This window comes from Bradyrhizobium sp. CFUWI (genome assembly GCF_056429085.1).
In genome coordinates this window covers 1-513 of sequence record NZ_JBWJZE010000147.1, presented here as the reverse complement: position 1 = coordinate 513, position 513 = coordinate 1, and the positions used below count along the sequence as shown (strand labels likewise).

Sequence of the window (513 nt, the reverse complement as noted above, 5' to 3'; positions counted from 1 at the left end):
GCAGGGGACAGCTTGCCGCCCACCTCGTTGCGACGGATGGACTCGAAGCGGATGGGGTTGAGTACGTGGATACGGTCGATGGTCCACCGGATCGCCGGCTTCCAGTGGATCGCTTCGAGGATGCCGCGTGCGGCGGAGGGTGTCAGCGCGTCGTACGAGACCCGCTCAACCTTCATCTCGGGGCGCGTGAAGCAGGCGCGCTCGCCCCAGATCCTCAATCTCACTCCATAGGCCATGGCCTCTCCCTGTATTGCGTTGCGATGGTCGCTTGCCGACCCTGCCGCAGTCTTACCAATTCAGACGTTCGCTGCGGATGAATGTGGGGTTGTCCCAATGCAGACCGAATCTGCTGTCGTAGAGGTCCGGATGCACCAGCTCCATGAACTGCTCCCCCCACTTCTCCGGCTTTACCGGCGCGATGGCCCCAGTCTGGTACAGCGCATCGAACCCCTGCTTCGGCAACTGCACCACGTACGGCTGCAGCTTGCGTGCCAGCCCCACGCTGCCCTCTGC

At 63.4% G+C, this 513-nt stretch carries 2 protein-coding genes; both read right to left on the bottom strand.

Going from position 1 to position 513, the window contains the following annotated elements; all coding sequences use genetic code 11:
• Positions 1 to 236 (bottom strand): type I-C CRISPR-associated protein Cas5c (cas5c, locus tag AC066S_RS39135; RefSeq protein WP_478271952.1); only part of this gene is annotated, 236 nt, incomplete at its 3' end.
• A 52-nt stretch (positions 237 to 288) separates the two neighbouring features.
• The coding region (locus tag AC066S_RS39130) for a hypothetical protein (protein ID WP_478271951.1) at positions 289 to 513 on the bottom strand (225 nt) is incomplete at its 5' end.